This window comes from Weizmannia sp. FSL K6-3076, from assembly GCF_038007245.1.
In the GTDB taxonomy this organism is placed as follows: Bacteria; Bacillota; Bacilli; order Bacillales; family Bacillaceae_C; genus Weizmannia; species Weizmannia faecalis.
Window position 1 is genome coordinate 311,576 of sequence record NZ_JBBOWU010000001.1, and the last position, 16,579, is coordinate 328,154.

Below are 16,579 nucleotides of genomic sequence, written 5' to 3' on the forward strand. Positions count from 1 at the left end.
GAAAGGAAGAGGCAAATGGTTCCTGCAGATTCGGTCTTTATGTTTGTATCGACGGCGCTTGTTTGGGTTATGACACCTGCGATTGCGTTGTTTTACGGGGGGATGGTGAAAAGCAAAAACGTTCTAAGCACCGCGATGTACAGCTTCGGTTCGCTTGGCATTGTATCGGTATTATGGATTCTTGTTGGTTACTCGCTGGCATTTTCAACCGGCGGCAACGCGATTCTCGGCGATTTAAGCTGGGCGGGGCTGCACGATGTCACCTTTAAACCGAATGCAGATTACAGCGCGACGATTCCGCATAACTTATTCATGATGTTCCAAATGACGTTTGCGGTTTTAACCATTGCCATTATTTCAGGCGGTTTTGTCGGGCGGATGCGGTTTTCGGCATACTTGATTTTCATTTCCTTATGGTGCGTGCTCGTATATGCGCCTGTTGCCCACTGGGTATGGGGCGTCGGCGGCTGGATCCGCAACCTTGGCGCACTCGATTTTGCAGGCGGCAATGTGGTTCATATTTCTTCCGGCGTGGCGGCCCTCATCCTCGCGCTTGTACTCGGCAAACGGAAAGAATCCGAAACCGGGCGGCATAACTTAATGCTTGTCCTGATCGGCGGCAGCCTCCTTTGGCTCGGGTGGTTCGGATTTAACGTCGGAAGTGCCTTATCGTTAAACGAAGTTGCCATGTATGCTTTCATCAATACCAATACAGCGGCGGCTTGCGGGTTAATCGGCTGGGCCGCGGTGGAATGGATTGTCAATAAAAAGCCGACATTGTCAGGTGCGATCTCGGGCGGCATTGCAGGGCTCGTAGCGATCACACCGGCAGCCGGGTTTGTAACACCAATGGCATCGATTTTGATCGGCCTGGTTGGCGGCATCGTCTGCTTCTGGGGCGTCACGTATTTGAAATCGAAACTCGGCTATGATGATACGCTGGATGCATTCGGCATTCACGGTATCGGCGGCACATGGGGCGGCATTGCAACCGGCCTGTTCGCCTCCAAAGCGGTCAACTCCGCCGGCGCGAACGGCTTGTTCTACGGCGATCCGTCGCTCGTCTGGAAGCAGCTCGTCGCCATTGTGTCCACCTATATTTTCGTCGGCATTGCCTCCTTTATTATCATCAAAGCGATCCAATTGTTTATGCCGATCCGCGTTGATGAAGAAGCGGAAAAAAGAGGCCTTGATATCACGTTGCACGGCGAACATGCTTATGGACAGCCGTACGAAGAGGGGGTTTACGAACAGGCTGCAGCAAAATAATAGAGGGCGGGCATATCCGCTTTTTTCCAGCTGCCGGGACATTCCCGGCGGCTTTTAATTTGCTTGGGCAGGGCACCCGTTTCAGTGCATCATTCCTTTTTTGCCGCAACATTTCCAAAAATCATGTAAAATGGAGATAAATCCTGTTTGGCGGGGGATGGGGATGCGCAAAAGGAAAGTTTCATTGCAGACAAAAATACTTGGGCTTGTGCTGCTCCTGTCTTTTTTGATCATCGGCGCGCTTTCCGGTTATTTTATGATGCTGGAGCAGCGCCGAATCGAACAACAGGAAGGGCGCCTGGCGTTAAATATTGCCAAAACGGTGGCGGCAATGCCGGATGTCGTGGACGCTTTCCAAAGCAAGGATCCGTCCGACACGATCCAGCCGCTTGCGGAAAAAATCTGCAAAGAAACCGGCGCCGAGTTTATCGTTGTCGGCAACAGGGAAGGAATCCGCTACTCCCATCCGCTCCCGGGCCGGATTGGCAAAAAGATGGTTGGCGGTGATAATGAACGGGCCATTTTGAAAGGGGAATCCTATATTTCAAGCGCAAAAGGATCGCTTGGCCCGTCATTAAGAGGGAAAACACCGGTACGCGACCGGAGCGGAAACATTATTGGCATCGTATCGGTCGGATTTATGCTGAGCGATGTGAACCGGCAGACCAACATCCACATGATGAAAGTTGCCGGAGTCGCACTGCTCGCTTTTTTCGGGGCCATCATCGGAAGCGTGCTGCTTGCCCGGGATATCCGCAAAGACACAATGGGGCTTGAACCGTTCGAAATTGCCTCGCTTTACAAAGAAAAGCGGGCCATTTTACATGCGGTCAAAGAAGGGATTATTGCTGTGGACCGGGAAGGGTTTGTCACCACCATGAACCAGCCGGCGAAAAAAATGCTGCATATTGGCGGATCAGTCAGGCGTACAAAGATTGACAGGCTGATACCGGCTTCCATTTTTTACGCCGTGTTAAAATCCGGCAAGCCGCAAAAGGACCGGGAAATGGTATGGAAAGACCGGACGCTCATTGTAAACAGTACTCCGATTCTGAATGAACGAGGGAAAGTGCAGGGGGCGGTTGCTTCTTTTCGCGACCGTTCGGAAATTGAACGAATGGCCAATACATTGAGCGAAGTCCGCCAATACTCGGAAGATTTGCGGGCCCAGTCCCATGAATACGCAAATAAGCTGCATGTCCTTTCCGGGCTGTTGCAGCTTGGGGCTTATGAAGACGCAATTGAATTTATCAGGGAAGAGACGGCATCTTTGAAAAACCAGCACGCCCGTGTTTTTGAGAAGATAAAAGACATGAAAGTCCAGGCGGTTTTGCTCGGCAAACTCGGCAAAGCATCCGAAAAAAAGATTCATTTTGATATTGATCCGAACAGTTCTTTAGAAAGGTTGCCAAAGCAAATCGATGTGATGCGGCTGATTGTCATGCTTGGCAATCTGCTCGACAATGCTTTTGAAGCAGCGGGAAAAACCGATCACCCGGCCGTCTTGTTTTTTGCGACAGATATGGGGGATGACATTGTATTTGAAATCAGCGATAACGGACCTGGCATGGAAGAAGCGGTCCTCGGGCATATATTTGAAAGGGGTTTTACAACAAAAGCAAAAGAAGCGAACAGAGGGTTTGGCTTATCCAATGCCGCTCATGCTGTGTCTGAACTTGGAGGTTTTATTGAAGTCCACAGCCACCCCGGGGAAGGAACGGTTTTTACGGTTTATTTGCCGAAAAGGGAGGGTGTCAACAGTTGAAAACAATAAAAGCGGTGATCGCCGAGGATGATTTCCGTGTGGCGCTTGTCCATGAAAAGTTTCTGGCGGAGTTCCCTTGTTTCGAAGTGGTTGGCAAAGCCTTGAATGCAAAAGAAACACTGGCGCTTGTAGAGGAAAAGTCTCCGGATTTTTTGCTTCTGGATGTATATTTTCCCGACCGGATCGGTGTTGATCTGCTTCCTGACCTGCGGGCGTTGTCGCCGCATCTCGACATTATGATGATTACAGCCGCTGTGGAAAAGGATTTTATCGAAAAGGCGCTTCATTATGGGGTGGAACATTATTTAATCAAGCCGGTTTCGCTTAAGCAGTTTAAGGAGACGGTCGAAAAGTATCTGGATAAAAAGCGCCTCCTGGAAACAGCGGGTACGGTGGATCAGGCCTGGGTTGATTCGCTGTTCGGGTCGCCACGCCGGGAAGCGGGGACGCAGGAAACGGAGCTGCCGAAAGGAATTGATGCGATTACGCTGAGCAAAGTAAAAGCAGTGCTGATTCCGGACCAGGGGCAGTCCGCCGAACAGGTCGCCGAAAAAATCGGCGCCTCCCGGACAACCGCCCGCCGCTATTTGGAATACCTGGTTTCAATCCGGACGTGCAGGGCAGAAGTCGAATACGGCATCGTCGGCAGGCCGGAGCGGAAATATTACCTTGTTTAAACGCCTGTACGGCAGGTTGTGAAAACGAGGGTTACAAAAAATGGAAATCGGGTTTTCCATAAGTGTTGGGACCGTGACGGGATACTGGGGAGTACTGGGTACGTGTTGCTCTTGCACGAGGCTCACCGACCATTAGATCGGCCGGGCTTCGTTAGCGAGTACTGGGCACATGTTGCTTTTACACCCTTCCCCCTTTTCTGTTCGTGAACAAAATAAACAAAATAATCAAAATGGATTTTATATCAATAATGTTGAAAACGCTTACAATAGTTGCTTCGTTGGGTAAACTGAAAGAAACGAACGAAGGGGTGGCTGTTTTGTTGGCATTCATGGGTTTTTTGATGATTATTGTTTTCATGTTTTTGATCATGACGAAACGTTTGTCCGCCATGATTGCGTTGATGTTGGTGCCGATCATTTTTGCGGTTATCGGCGGGTTTTGGAAAGGAATCGGGAAGATGGCGATCGACGGGGTTACAAGCGTTGCGCCGACCGGCATTATGATTTTATTTGCCATTCTTTATTTTGGACTCATGATCGACGCGGGGTTATTTGACCCGGTGATCTCGCAAATATTAAAACTCGTAAAAGGGGATCCGCTCAAAATTGCGATCGGGACAGCGGTTTTAGCCGTTTTGGTATCGCTTGACGGGGACGGCACGACCACCTATATGATTACCATATCCGCGATGCTGCCGCTTTACCAGCGGATCGGCATGAAACCGCTCGTGCTTGCGGGCATTGCCGTTTCCGGATCGGGCGTGATGAACCTGCTGCCATGGGGAGGCCCGACAGCTAGGGCAATGAGTGCGCTCGGCCTCGAGACGTCAGATCTATTCACGCCGGTGATTCCGTCTATGATCGGCGGCTTGCTATTTGTCTTTCTCCTTGCTTTTTATCTCGGGCGTAAAGAAAGAAAACGGCTGGGGATCATCAGCTCAGAAAATGAAGCAATTTTGGAACAGGCTGCAGCAGTTGCAGTCGGTGAGGGGAATGAATTAAAGCGCCCGAAACTCATTTGGTTCAACGGCCTTTTGACGATTGCGCTGCTTGTTGGGCTCATTATGGAAGTCCTGCCGACAGCGGTTTTGTTTATGCTCGGTTTTGCCATTGCGGCGATGGTCAACTATCCGAATATGGATGTCCAGAAAGAAAGGGTTGCAGCCTATGCCGGAAATGCGATGTCGGTTGTGGGAATGATTTTTGCAGCCGGGATTTTTACAGGCATTTTGTCCGGGACAAAAATGGTTGATGCAATGGCAAACACATTGATTACCCACGTTCCAGCAGCCTGGGGCCCGCATTTTGCTGTCATCACGGCAGTCATCAGTGCACCGTTTACCTTTTTCATGTCCAATGATGCATTTTATTACGGCGTTCTCCCGCTCGTTGCAAAGGCAGCGGCAGCGTACGGCATTAGCGCGGAGGCAATTGGCAGGGCATCATTGCTCGGGCTTCCGGTCCATTTGCTGAGCCCGCTCGTCCCATCCACCTATCTGCTGGTCGGCATGGTCGGTGCCGAGTTTGGTGATTTGCAGCGTGCTTTCTTAAAATGGGCGTGCGTATCGGCACTCGTTATGATCATTGTGGCATTGGTGATTGGCGTGATTCCATTTTGAAGCAGGAAAAGCGAAAGGATGATGTGTGCCTTTCGCTTTTTTGCACTTGAGGGAGCCTAGGTTTCGTTCCGGTCCTTACAGGCTGGTCTGTGGTTTTCGCGGCTCTTTTCGTAAAATGACCTGAAAGAAAAGAAGCCCGTGTTTACGCGTTCACCGAGGTGCTTTGCCGCATACGAAAACACGGCTTCCCAAAAAAGCGAGATAGAAGGAAGCGGCGGGGTGGAACAAGCCAACCACCGCTTCTGATACGACGTAAAAAGCGACAACAGGCTTGTCAATTAATCCTTTTTGCCGAATCCTGCTGTGTCCGCAACAATTGCTGGCTGATTGTCTCCTGCTGTGCATCCTGCGCAATCGTGTAGCGCGGACGCCTTTTTGTTTCCTGGTAAATTTTACCAATATACTCGCCGATTAACCCCATACTCATTAACATAAAGCCGCCTAAAAACCAAATGGAGATGATAATCGAAGCCCAGCCGTCATCCGCATGGCCGGAAATTTTTACAAAAAGTGCATACAAGCCGGCGATGGTGCTTGATAAAAAAGTAAACAAACCGACAAGGGTAATAAAGTGAATCGGCACCACACTAAAAGAAGTAAGGCCGTCAAAGGCAAACGCCAGCATTTTTTTGAGCGGATACTTGCTCTCGCCGGCTGCCCGTTCTTTCCGGTCGTAAAGCACTTCGGCCGTTTGCAAGCCGATTAACGGCACCACACCGCGCAAAAATAAATTTTGCTCAGGGAAGCGGGAAAGCTCCTCCAGCGCACGCTTACTCATCAGCCGGTAATCCGCATGATTGTATACGAGATCAACGCCGAGTTTTTTCATTGCCCGGTAATACCCCTGGGCAGTCGCTCTTTTAAAAAAGGTATCTTTCTCCCGCTTTTTCCGCACGCCGTACACAATGTCACAGCCGTCGTGAAACTTCAATAGAAATTCGCGCATAACCGAGATGTCATCCTGCAAATCAGCATCGATGGAAATGACACAGTCAGCCTCTTCTTTTGCTGTTTCGAGCCCGGCAAGCAGCGCTTTTTGGTGCCCGAAATTGCGCGAAAGCTTCAATCCTTTGACAAGCCGGTTTTTCCTTACAATTTCCTCGATCATCGTCCATGTCTGGTCACGGCTGCCGTCATCGACAAACAAAATACTGCTTTTCGGGCTGATCAGGCCTTCGTTCATCAAGGAATACACCATTTCCGTCAGCTGGCGTTCCGTTTCGTATAAAACAGCTTCTTCGTTGTAACAGGGAACGACAATGGTCAGTACTGGATTTTCCACGTTAGCAACCTCCAACAAACAGTATTACGGATAGGTTTTGCCAGCGTGCATCACTTTATGCTTGAAAAAGGGAAATGAAGAAAAAGAATGGCAAGATGAGAGATTATGCGGTCTTCTCTATAAAATAACTTAAGTTTTTACATCAACCCCGAGCACCCATTTGGCATGAGTACTACTTTTTGTGGTAGGCAACAGAACGGAAAAAAACATGGAATGGCAAAAGAGAACAGACCAGACATTGGAAAATCAGGTGGAAACGTGGTATACTAAGATGCGGAGTGCAATGAATAGGGGATATATATTTTACCATTTTAATTATAGCATCTCCTCATGCCATTGTCAAATTTATTGGCTTGTGGTGCCGCGCTTTTCCCGGCTGGTTGGAATGCCGGGATGTACCGCTTTATGCCATAACATCAAGACAATTTGCATGATCACCACTTTTACAGCAGGCAACAGAGCTAAGATAGTTTGTTCATTTTTTTAGGAAAAATTTTCTATACTCTTACTGTCAGGAAGGGGCCGGTTCTATGCCACACGATGAAGAATGGTTAAAGGAACAAAAACGCGTTGATGATACAATTGAAAAAATGAAGCACGAAAAGGATACACTGCTCTCCAAAGTAAGGGCTGTCCGCGGCGAGGCACAGGAAATCCGCAATACGTTCTGGGAAGACGTAACGGTGAACCTCGATGAGCCGGATGATGTCGTAGAAACATCGGCGAGCGTCCGCCAGCAGGCAGAACTCCTTGCCGAACGCGAACGAAGCTATGGGCATATGGAAAAAGATGTGAAAAAACTTGACCGCCTCATTTATTCTCCATATTTTGCCCGCGTCGATTTTCATGAAGAAGGGGAACCTTCCGAGCCCATTTACATCGGCATTGCTTCCTACCGGGATGAGGATGAGTATCTCGTTTACGATTGGCGTGCGCCAATTTCCAGTATTTACTATGACGGAGTGCCCGGCCCGGTTTCGTACCAGGCGCCGGACGGCAAGCGCGAAGGCATCATGGATTTGAAACGGCAGTTTTTAATCCGGCGCGGCCATATTGAAGCGATGTTTGATACCGGTGTTTCGATTGGCGATGAAATGCTGCAGGAAATGCTTGGGGCAAATGCAAATACCCATATGAAAAATATTGTGGCGACGATTCAGAAAGAACAGAACCGGATTATCCGTGATGTTTCAAGCAATCTTCTGTTCGTGCAAGGGGCCGCCGGAAGTGGAAAAACATCGGTTGCCCTACAGCGGATTGCGTATTTGCTGTACCGTTACCGCGATTCGCTCCATTCCGAGCAAATGGTTTTATTTTCGCCAAACCAGCTGTTTAATCATTATGTGTCAAAAGTGCTCCCGGAGCTCGGGGAAAACAATATGCAGCAGACGACTTTCCTGGAGTTTGCCCAGGCACGTGCCGGCAAAAAGCTGAAAGTCGAAAGCCTGCTTGAGCAAATGGAAGAAGCGCTCGAAGGTAAAGCCGAAAATAGGAAAGAAGCACAAATCAAAGGCAGCCTTGCCTTTTTCCATGCCGTTCGGGATTATGCGGAAAAACTTTTAAACGGCGGCATCCTTTTCCGCGACATCCGTTTTAAAGGCGAGACGATCGTGCCGAAGGAAAAAATTGCTGAGATGTTTTATGCCTATGATAAAAGTTACTCGCTGCCGAACCGGTTTCAGCTTGTCAGCAAAAAGCTGCTGAAAGAACTGGAACAGATTGCAAAAGAAGAGCGGAAAAAGCCATGGGTGGAAGAAGAAATGGAACTGCTCGGGACGGAAGCTTTTCTTGCCGCCCATCAATATGCCGAGCGCAAATCGCGCAAGAGCAATGATGCGTTCAGCGGGGCCGATGATGAAAAAGAATTTTTGGCGCGTAAAATTGTCAACCGCCGCTTCAGCTCGATCCGAAAACAAATCAAAACGTTCCATTATCTCCATATCCGTGCCCAGTATCTGGACTTTTTGCGGCGTGCACCGGAATTTGTTCCCGGTGCGGGAGAACGGCTTGATGCAAAAACGCGCGCCGCTTTCCGTGAAGGGTGGCTGCCCTATGAAGATACCGTGCCATTTTTGTATCTCTTTGACCTTTTGACAGGCAAAGCAACGAGCAGTTCGATCAAATATGTGTTTATTGATGAAATCCAGGATTATTCGCCGGTCCAGCTTGCCTATTTGCGCTATTTGTTCCCGTACAGCAAGTTTACGATGCTCGGCGACTTGAACCAGTCCATATTCGGCACAAGCGGCCGTTCGCAGATGGAGCTGATCAAGGAGATTTTTGGTGAAGAAAAAGCGCAGGTCGTATACTTGACGAAAAGCTACCGCTCGACTGCCCAGATCACCCGCTTTACGAAAGAAATTTTAGCGGGCGGGGAGAAGATTGAATGGTTTGAACGCGAAGGCGATTTGCCGGTTGTTACGGTGGCCCGCGGCAAGGAAGAAGCTTTGGCAAAAGTTGTACAGTTTGCGAAAAAATACGCAAAAGAGAGCAATACCGTTGCGATCATCGGCAAGTCACGGAAGCAGTGTGCCGAAGCGTATGAAACATTGCGGGAAGAACTGGATCTGACCTTTATTAAAAAAGAATACAGCGATCTTCCGGAAGGCATCATCCTGATCCCGTCTTATCTTGCGAAAGGGCTGGAATTTGACAGCGTCATCGTGCTCGATGCCTCGGCGTCTGTATATAAGGATGAAGCAGAACGCACCTTGCTATATACAGTCGGAACGCGGGCAATGCACCACCTCGCCCTTGTCAGCAACGGTCCGGTGACCCCGCTTTTAGATAAAGTGCCTGAGGCGCTATACGTTAAGGAATAAGAAACAGGATAACAACGGCCGGCTGCCAAACGCATCAGCCGGCCGTGATCTTTTCCAGTAAGTAAACCAGAATGCAGAATGGTTCGTAATGTTCATGATGTGAGAATCAAATGGATGGTCCTTGAGAATCTTTAAATCGGTTACGGGTGTGATGGCGTCACGAAACAGACATTACTGTTTAGGGAATTTAGCAGGAGTTTTTGGGTGAGGTGCAGAAACATTAACATAAATACTTTTTATATAGGGGGAACGTATGGAAAAGTTTATTAAAATATGGAGGAGTACTTATATTTGGCTTTTGATCTTTCTACCGGTTCTTTTATTCGCAACTTTCGATCATGTCCATATTTCTTTTTTCATCTTAGCCTTTTATTTCTTTGTTCACCTTATCATAGAATTCTATAAAAAAGTTGCAGCCAGGGAAAAAGTTGTTACTGTTTGCTTGATATTGATTTTTCTTTATTTTAGCTTTGTTAAATGAAATAACCAAGGCAGTTGCCTTGGTTATTTCATGTACGAAGTCACAGCGTCATATGAACTTACCAGCTTCGTTCTCGAAGAATTTGAATACAACTTTGTACTCCATTTTACGTATATTGCGGCATTATCTTCGTCAACATATTTTTTAGTAGTCCAATAATAATTTTTGCTCTTTGATACAGGCATGACACTGGTTACTAAACTAGCAGAAGCGGCGCCTTTCCATCCTCCTACTCTTTTAGCAATATAACTAGATACAACTGCTTCAAAAGCCTTGTATAAAGTGCTAGCTATTTTGTTACCAGAAACATTATCGCCTTTATAAGTCGCTTTATATTTCCAACTCCAATTGCCACCAGAGCCGTTTACAAGTTGGACATAAGATACTGTTCCCAAACCCGATGGGTTTGTAGGTGAAGAAGCAATAGGTGTTGTTGTAGAGTTTCCATTTTTATCATAATAAGTAACACTAATAAGCTGAGGAGTAGAAGCAGAATCACTACTATTGCTACTACTTATATCATCATCTGCCTTTACTTTTGATGAAACTAAAGGAATTAAAGGAACAATCAACAAAACACTCAGAAACAATAAAAAATTTTTTTCATAAAAAAACTCCTTTCAATTTTTTGTTTGCACAATTATTATACTACTTTTAAAAATTTTTTCAAAGAGAAAAATGCGTTTTTTCAAAAAATATTTGTTCCATACTTAGAACTTGCTCATTAAGCAAAGTTCCTGGACTTGACAAGAATTCTGGAAGATTGGTTAAACATTAAATACAAGGATTTTATAAAAATACATGAAAAAGCATTGCACTCGTAAGCTTTTCAATGGTAGAAGAAGGAAAAATCAGTCCGTATTTGCAGTATCTCTTCTTAGGCGTATGAGTAGCCCGCTCTTGATAGCCGAACGTATTTCAGGACTTTCGTGGGTATCGGATTTTGGATTTTTGGGGAGCTGGATTATGATTAGAAACTGGAAGTGTTCCAAGATGACTTTGGCCATCTGACATATCGGGAAAATCTTGTCATATACACAATGCGTACCGGCCCATCGTACGTGGTAAACTAAATTTGCACTAATATAAGGAGGAGAAAAAATGGCCTTTTCTCAAAGAATTCTTCCGGCTTCTGTCAACATGAAGGAGTTTGAAAGGTTTTTAAAAAGTGATTATGAAATCGGGATTTTTCTGGAGCTTCACATTTCACAGCTCAAATATGTCGCGGCAATGGCAAAGGCGGAAGGCAAAAAAATGATTTACCATGTGGACTTGATCCAGGGCTTGAAGAGTGATGATTACGCAACGGAATATTTATGCCAGGAGTATCAACCTTTCGGGCTAATTTCCACGAAAGCCAATGTCATACAAAAAGCAAAGCAAAAGGGAGTCGTGTCGATCCAAAGAATGTTCCTGATTGATTCGCATGCGCTTGAGAAAAGTTACAAATTAATTGAACGGACGAAACCTGATTATATTGAAGTTTTGCCGGGAATCGCGCCATGGATGATCACCGAAGTAAAAGAACGGCTTGGCATTCCAATTTTTGCAGGCGGGTTGATCCGTACGCGGGAAGATGTGGAAAAAGCATTGAAAGCCGGAGCGGAAGGCATCACTACCTCGGACACGGAATTGTGGGAAGCCTTTTTGGAAAAGAAATAAAGATAAGCGGCTGTTCCGGGCGGCCGCAGTGGTTTTTTGCATGGGACGGCACCCGGGTGTACAGCGGGCATATTGACAAGCCGACTCCTAACCAGAAGTGGAAGCGATGTGAAACATTCTCCCATTGGAGCCGAATGCAGCCCAGCGGAATCCTAAGTCTGCTGGCAAGGATGTCCGCTTCTTTCAACAAAATCTGGAAAAATCCGGTATATATTTTTTTGTGAACATGGATTGACAAAATTTAAAGTAAGCGTTATCATCATACATAAGTTAATAAACTTGGCAGGAGAACAAAGAGATCCACTCCATTCGCAACAAATTTGCGGGCGTCGTGGGTCTTTTTGTTCTTTTTTGATGAAAGGGACCGGATTATTGCCGGATCAGCTTTTAATTCATTCGAAATGGAGGAAGGGGTATGAATCCATATTTAGCAGAATTGGTTGGCACAGCCATCCTGATTATTTTTGGTGGTGGTGTTTGTGCCAATGTCAATTTGAAAAAGTCATTTGCCTACCAGAGCGGCTGGATTGTCATTTCGTTCGGGTGGGGACTTGGCGTCGCCATGGCGGCTTATGCAGTCGGAAAATACAGCGGTGCCCATTTAAATCCCGCACTTACCGTCGGGCTTGCATTTAACGGGGATTTTCCATGGTCGAAAGTGGCCGGATATATTGTGGCGCAAATGGTCGGGGCCATGATCGGCGCTGCCGTCGTATTTTTTCACTTTTTACCGCACTGGAAGGAGACGGACGATCCGGGAGCCAAACTTGGCGTATTTTCGACCGGGCCGGCCATTCCAAACTATTTTGCGAATCTTATCAGTGAAATGATTGGGACCTTTGTTCTTGTGCTCGGCGTTCTTACGATCGGGGCAAATAAGTTTACAGACGGGCTGAACCCGTTCATCGTCGGCATGCTGATTGTAGCGATCGGGGTTTCACTTGGCGGGACGACGGGTTATGCGATCAACCCTGCCCGCGACCTTGGCCCGAGAATTGCCCATTTTCTGCTCCCGATTGCAGGGAAAGGGCCTTCGAATTGGGGTTATGCGTGGGTGCCGGTTGCCGGTCCGTTGCTCGGGGGTTCTCTCGGGGGCGTTTTTTACCGGGCTGTGTTTAAAAATGATTGGACGCCCGCGTTTTGGTGTGTTTTGCTAACGTGTTTACTTGTATTATTGATAGTATGGATGATAGAAAACAAGAAAAAGAGAGCGTAAGGAGGAAACGGGATGGAGAAATTTATTTTATCCATTGACCAGGGGACAACGAGTTCAAGAGCTATTCTTTTTAACCAAAAAGGGGAAATTGTGCATACAGCCCAGCAGGAATTTCACCAATATTTTCCAAAACCTGGCTGGGTGGAACATAATGCGAATGAAGTGTGGGCATCGGTGCTCGCAGTTACGACGACTGTTTTAACAGAAGCGGATGTAGAGCCGAAGCAGATTGCCGCGATTGGGATTACCAACCAGCGTGAGACAACGGTCGTCTGGGATAAACAAACCGGGCATCCGATTTACAATGCGATTGTCTGGCAGTCGCGGCAGACAGCGGATATTTGCGCCGATCTAAAAGAAAAAGGCTATGCTGATATGGTCCGTGAAAAAACCGGGCTCCTGATCGATCCGTATTTCAGCGGGACAAAAATCAAATGGATCCTCGACCATGTTGACGGAGCAAGAGAACGCGCTGAAAAAGGCGAGCTCCTGTTTGGCACAATCGACACTTGGCTGATCTGGAAATTTTCAGGCGGCAAAGCCCATGTTACCGATTATTCGAACGCGTCCCGGACGCTTTTGTACAATATTTACGATTTGAAATGGGATCCCGAGCTGCTTGAAATGCTGGACGTTCCTGCTGCGATGCTCCCGGAAGTCAAGCCTTCCTCCCATGTTTATGCACGGACTGCGCCGTACCATTTCTTTGGTGAGGAAATTCCGATCGCAGGCGTGGCGGGCGACCAGCAGGCAGCGCTGTTCGGGCAGGCTTGCTATGAAGAAGGGATGGCGAAAAATACGTACGGCACCGGTTGTTTTATGCTTTTGAATACCGGCGAAAAAGCCGTTTCTTCCAAGCATGGCTTGCTGACGACGCTCGCATGGGGTATTGATGGTAAAGTCGAGTATGCCCTTGAAGGCAGCATCTTTGTGGCAGGGTCAGCGATTCAATGGCTGCGTGACGGGATGCGCATGATCAAAGACAGCGCTCAAAGTGAATCGTATGCAGAGCGGGTCGATTCAACAGATGGTGTGTATGTTGTGCCGGCATTTGTCGGGCTTGGGACACCGTACTGGGAAAGCGATGTGCGCGGCGCGGTGTTCGGGCTGACACGGGGCACCACGAAAGAACATTTTATCCGGGCCACGCTTGAATCGCTCGCCTATCAGACGAAAGATGTACTTGCTGCGATGGAGGCAGATTCCGGATTACCGCTTAAAACATTGCGTGCGGACGGCGGCGCAGTGAAAAACAATTTTCTCATGCAGTTCCAAAGCGATATGTTAGGCGTGCCGGTTGAACGTCCGGTTGTGAGCGAGACCACTGCACTCGGCGCCGCATATTTGGCGGGGCTTGCGGTCGGTTACTGGGAATCGCGTGAAGAAATTGCCCGCCAGTGGAAAGTGGAACGCAAATTTGAACCGTCACTCGCGGAAAAAGAACGTGAAGCCTTATATGACGGATGGAAAAAAGCAATCCGTGCAACCATTGCCTTTAAATAGATTTGCAGATTGCTGCAGGCAGCGCGGTAATCTGGCTTAGCCTGCGACCAAATTGGATAGCCGTACGGAAGCGGGCATGCAGTGGGCAACTTGGTTTATCTCGCTTAGCCTGCGCAGCATAGCTGTTACAGGCGGTCACGCTTTTAAAAAGCTTACAGGGATACCATGGCAATAACACCTTGGATTCTTGGTAGCCGCTATTGTAGCAGGCAACTAATGGTTTTGCGTAAGCTTTTACGTAGCCAGCTATTGCGTTGTTATCGCTCATCGTTCTGGCGACATTGCCTCTATGTTTTAGCCGCAATACTAGCAGGCAATCAATAGTTTTGCGCCAGCTTAACCTGTGAGTTGATGTGGCCAGCTATTGCTTTATTGCCTCGCATGATTCGGGCGCCATTGCCTTCTATGTTTTGATGCGCTGCCTTATCTAACGGAGCAACGGCAAGAAACGGGGATTACTACATTTTCCCGGTGCATAACAGCTGAAAATCAGCGGAAGGTCTGTTATAATAAAAACAAGTTCATAAAATGTCAAGAGATGCAGAGAGACCTGGCTTGTTTTATGGGAGTTTTCCATAATGCATGGTTCAGGTCTCTTTTTATTTTGAAGGAGGGGACGAAAATGGAATTTTCAGGAAAACAGCGCGGGACAGTTTTACAAAACATGAAGAATAAAACGTTCGATCTGCTTGTGATCGGCGGCGGCATTACAGGGGCCGGAATTGCGCTTGACGCAGTAACGCGCGGCATGTCCGTAGCGCTTGTCGAGATGCAGGATTTCGCAGCGGGCACGTCAAGCCGATCAACCAAACTTGTCCATGGGGGCCTGCGGTACTTGAAGCAGTTTGAAGTAAAGATGGTGGCTGAAGTCGGAAAAGAGCGCGCCATCGTTTATGAAAACGGCCCGCATGTGACAACGCCGGAATGGATGCTGCTGCCGTTCCATAAGGGCGGCACGTTCGGCGCGTTTACAACGAATATCGGCTTGCGGCTGTACGACTTTTTAGCCGGCGTGAAAAAAACGGAACGCCGGAAAATGCTGTCGGCTTCGGAAACCTTAAATAAGGAACCGCTGATCAAAAAAGATGGGCTGAAAGGCGGCGGTTATTATGTCGAATACCGGACGGACGACGCGCGGCTGACCATTGAAGTGATGAAAGCAGCAGTCGCACACGGGGCGCTGGCTGTCAACTATACAAAAGCGGAAGAGTATTTATATGAAAACGGCCGCATCTCGGGGGCCACTGTTCGTGACCAGATCAGCGGGGAAACCGTAAACGTGCGGGCGAAAATGGTCGTCAATGCGACCGGGCCGTGGAGTGACAAAATGCGCAATAAAGACGGGAAAGGGAGCAAAAGCCTCCGCCTCACAAAGGGCGTGCATATTGTGTTTGACCAAAGTATCTTTCCGCTCCGGCAGGCCGTGTATTTTGATACGCCGGACGGCCGCATGGTGTTTGCCATTCCGCGCGGCGACAAAACGTACGTCGGCACAACGGATACATTTTACGACAAAGACCCGATTCACCCGAAACCGCTCCCGAAAGATATTGATTACTTATTAAAAGCGATCCACTTCATGTTTCCGAAAGTCAAAGTGACCGCCCGTGATGTCGAATCAAGCTGGGCCGGCGTCCGTCCGCTGATTTACGAAGAAGGAAAAGACGCCTCCGAAATTTCGCGTAAAGATGAAATTTGGGAATCCGACAGCGGCCTCGTGACAATCGCAGGCGGCAAACTGACCGGTTACCGGAAAATGGCGGAAACGGTTGTAGATCTTGTAGCACGCAGGCTTGGCGGCAATTTTCAGCCGTGCCAAACGAAGCACTTGCCGATTTCCGGCGGTGATGTGGGCGGCTCTGAAAATTTGCCGGCGTTTGTCAAAGCAAAAACAAAAGAAGGCGAAGCAAGCGGCCTGTCTGCGGAAGCAAGCCGGGCGATTGCGGAAAAATACGGCACGAACGCGGATCACGTATATGCATATGCGAAAAGCTGGAAAGACGACTATCCGCTACCGCGGGAAGTGTACGCCGTATTGAAATATGCAGTGGAACAAGAAATGGTGGTAAAACCGGTCGATTTCTTCATTCGCCGTACCGGTGCCCTTTTCTTCGATATCAACTGGGTCCGCAAATGGAAAGAGCCGGTTATAGCATGGATGGCCGCTGAATTTTCCTGGGATGAAGAGACAGAACAGGCGTACAGGAAAGAATTGGAAGAAGCATTGCGGGAAGCGGTCCCGGAAGTGTAAACTTGTTCCGGGAAAGGGCACAGACCCTGGTG

The 16,579-nt window shown here is 48.1% G+C and carries 11 protein-coding genes; 9 read left to right on the forward strand and 2 right to left on the reverse strand.

Translation table 11 applies throughout. From position 1 onward, the window contains the following. Positions 1 to 15 precede the first annotated feature (15 nt). The 4 genes from NSS95_RS01510 to NSS95_RS01525 all read left to right on the forward strand — a co-directional run bounded on the left by NSS95_RS01510 (position 16) and on the right by NSS95_RS01525 (position 5,330). The gene (locus tag NSS95_RS01510; protein ID WP_013858247.1) at positions 16 to 1,269 is read left to right on the forward strand and encodes an ammonium transporter; all 1,254 of its coding nucleotides are present in this window, start codon (positions 16 to 18) and stop codon (positions 1,267 to 1,269) included. Between the two features lie 163 nt (positions 1,270 to 1,432). Next, on the forward strand, positions 1,433 to 3,034 hold the full coding sequence (locus NSS95_RS01515) for a sensor histidine kinase (protein WP_340713732.1): 1,602 nt from the start codon (positions 1,433 to 1,435) through the stop codon (positions 3,032 to 3,034). Further along, on the forward strand, positions 3,031 to 3,711 hold the full coding sequence (locus NSS95_RS01520; RefSeq protein WP_017550630.1) for a response regulator: 681 nt from the start codon (positions 3,031 to 3,033) through the stop codon (positions 3,709 to 3,711). The genes NSS95_RS01515 and NSS95_RS01520 overlap by 4 nt, the downstream gene beginning before the upstream one ends. 317 nt (positions 3,712 to 4,028) lie before the next feature. Next, positions 4,029 to 5,330, forward strand: coding sequence for a CitMHS family transporter (locus NSS95_RS01525; RefSeq protein WP_035182639.1), 1,302 nt, complete (start codon positions 4,029 to 4,031; stop codon positions 5,328 to 5,330). Between the two features lie 274 nt (positions 5,331 to 5,604). On the opposite strand, the gene NSS95_RS01530 is transcribed toward NSS95_RS01525, so the two are convergent. Continuing rightward, positions 5,605 to 6,612 (reverse strand): glycosyltransferase family 2 protein, encoded by a 1,008-nt coding sequence (locus NSS95_RS01530; protein WP_017550628.1) that lies wholly within the window; start codon positions 6,610 to 6,612, stop codon positions 5,605 to 5,607. Between the two features lie 530 nt (positions 6,613 to 7,142). Between NSS95_RS01530 and helD the strand changes: the two genes are divergently transcribed. Continuing rightward, on the forward strand, positions 7,143 to 9,434 hold the full coding sequence (gene helD / locus NSS95_RS01535) for an RNA polymerase recycling motor HelD (protein ID WP_328229483.1): 2,292 nt from the start codon (positions 7,143 to 7,145) through the stop codon (positions 9,432 to 9,434). 504 nt (positions 9,435 to 9,938) lie between these two features. Here the strand turns inward: helD and NSS95_RS01540 are convergent. After that, entirely contained in the window at positions 9,939 to 10,487 is a 549-nt protein-coding gene (locus tag NSS95_RS01540; RefSeq protein ID WP_128890989.1) for a hypothetical protein, read from the reverse strand. Between the two features lie 529 nt (positions 10,488 to 11,016). Between NSS95_RS01540 and NSS95_RS01545 the strand changes: the two genes are divergently transcribed. From NSS95_RS01545 to NSS95_RS01560, 4 genes are all read left to right on the forward strand, one after another. Then, the gene (locus NSS95_RS01545) at positions 11,017 to 11,577 is read left to right on the forward strand and encodes a glycerol-3-phosphate responsive antiterminator (protein WP_014096283.1); all 561 of its coding nucleotides are present in this window, start codon (positions 11,017 to 11,019) and stop codon (positions 11,575 to 11,577) included. 415 nt (positions 11,578 to 11,992) lie between these two features. After that, complete coding sequence (locus tag NSS95_RS01550; RefSeq protein WP_029142931.1) at positions 11,993 to 12,793, forward strand: MIP/aquaporin family protein; 801 nt, start codon at positions 11,993 to 11,995, stop codon at positions 12,791 to 12,793. Between the two features lie 12 nt (positions 12,794 to 12,805). Next, a complete protein-coding gene (gene glpK / locus NSS95_RS01555) occupies positions 12,806 to 14,296 on the forward strand; it encodes a glycerol kinase GlpK (RefSeq protein ID WP_340713733.1) in 1,491 nt (496 codons plus the stop codon). A gap of 622 nt (positions 14,297 to 14,918) precedes the next feature. After that, a complete protein-coding gene (locus NSS95_RS01560; RefSeq protein WP_340713734.1) occupies positions 14,919 to 16,547 on the forward strand; it encodes a glycerol-3-phosphate dehydrogenase/oxidase in 1,629 nt (542 codons plus the stop codon). Positions 16,548 to 16,579 lie beyond the last annotated feature (32 nt).

Excerpts from the sequence above, each read along its gene's own strand:
- NSS95_RS01510 (WP_013858247.1), top strand. The coding sequence starts at position 16 with ATGGTTCCTGCAGATTCGGTCTTTATGTTTGTATCGACGGCGCTTGTT.
- NSS95_RS01515 (WP_340713732.1), top strand. The coding sequence starts at position 1,433 with ATGCGCAAAAGGAAAGTTTCATTGCAGACAAAAATACTTGGGCTTGTG.
- helD (WP_328229483.1), top strand. The coding sequence starts at position 7,143 with ATGCCACACGATGAAGAATGGTTAAAGGAACAAAAACGCGTTGATGAT.
- NSS95_RS01545 (WP_014096283.1), top strand. The coding sequence starts at position 11,017 with ATGGCCTTTTCTCAAAGAATTCTTCCGGCTTCTGTCAACATGAAGGAG.
- NSS95_RS01550 (WP_029142931.1), top strand. The coding sequence starts at position 11,993 with ATGAATCCATATTTAGCAGAATTGGTTGGCACAGCCATCCTGATTATT.
- glpK (WP_340713733.1), top strand. The coding sequence starts at position 12,806 with ATGGAGAAATTTATTTTATCCATTGACCAGGGGACAACGAGTTCAAGA.
- NSS95_RS01560 (WP_340713734.1), top strand. The coding sequence starts at position 14,919 with ATGGAATTTTCAGGAAAACAGCGCGGGACAGTTTTACAAAACATGAAG.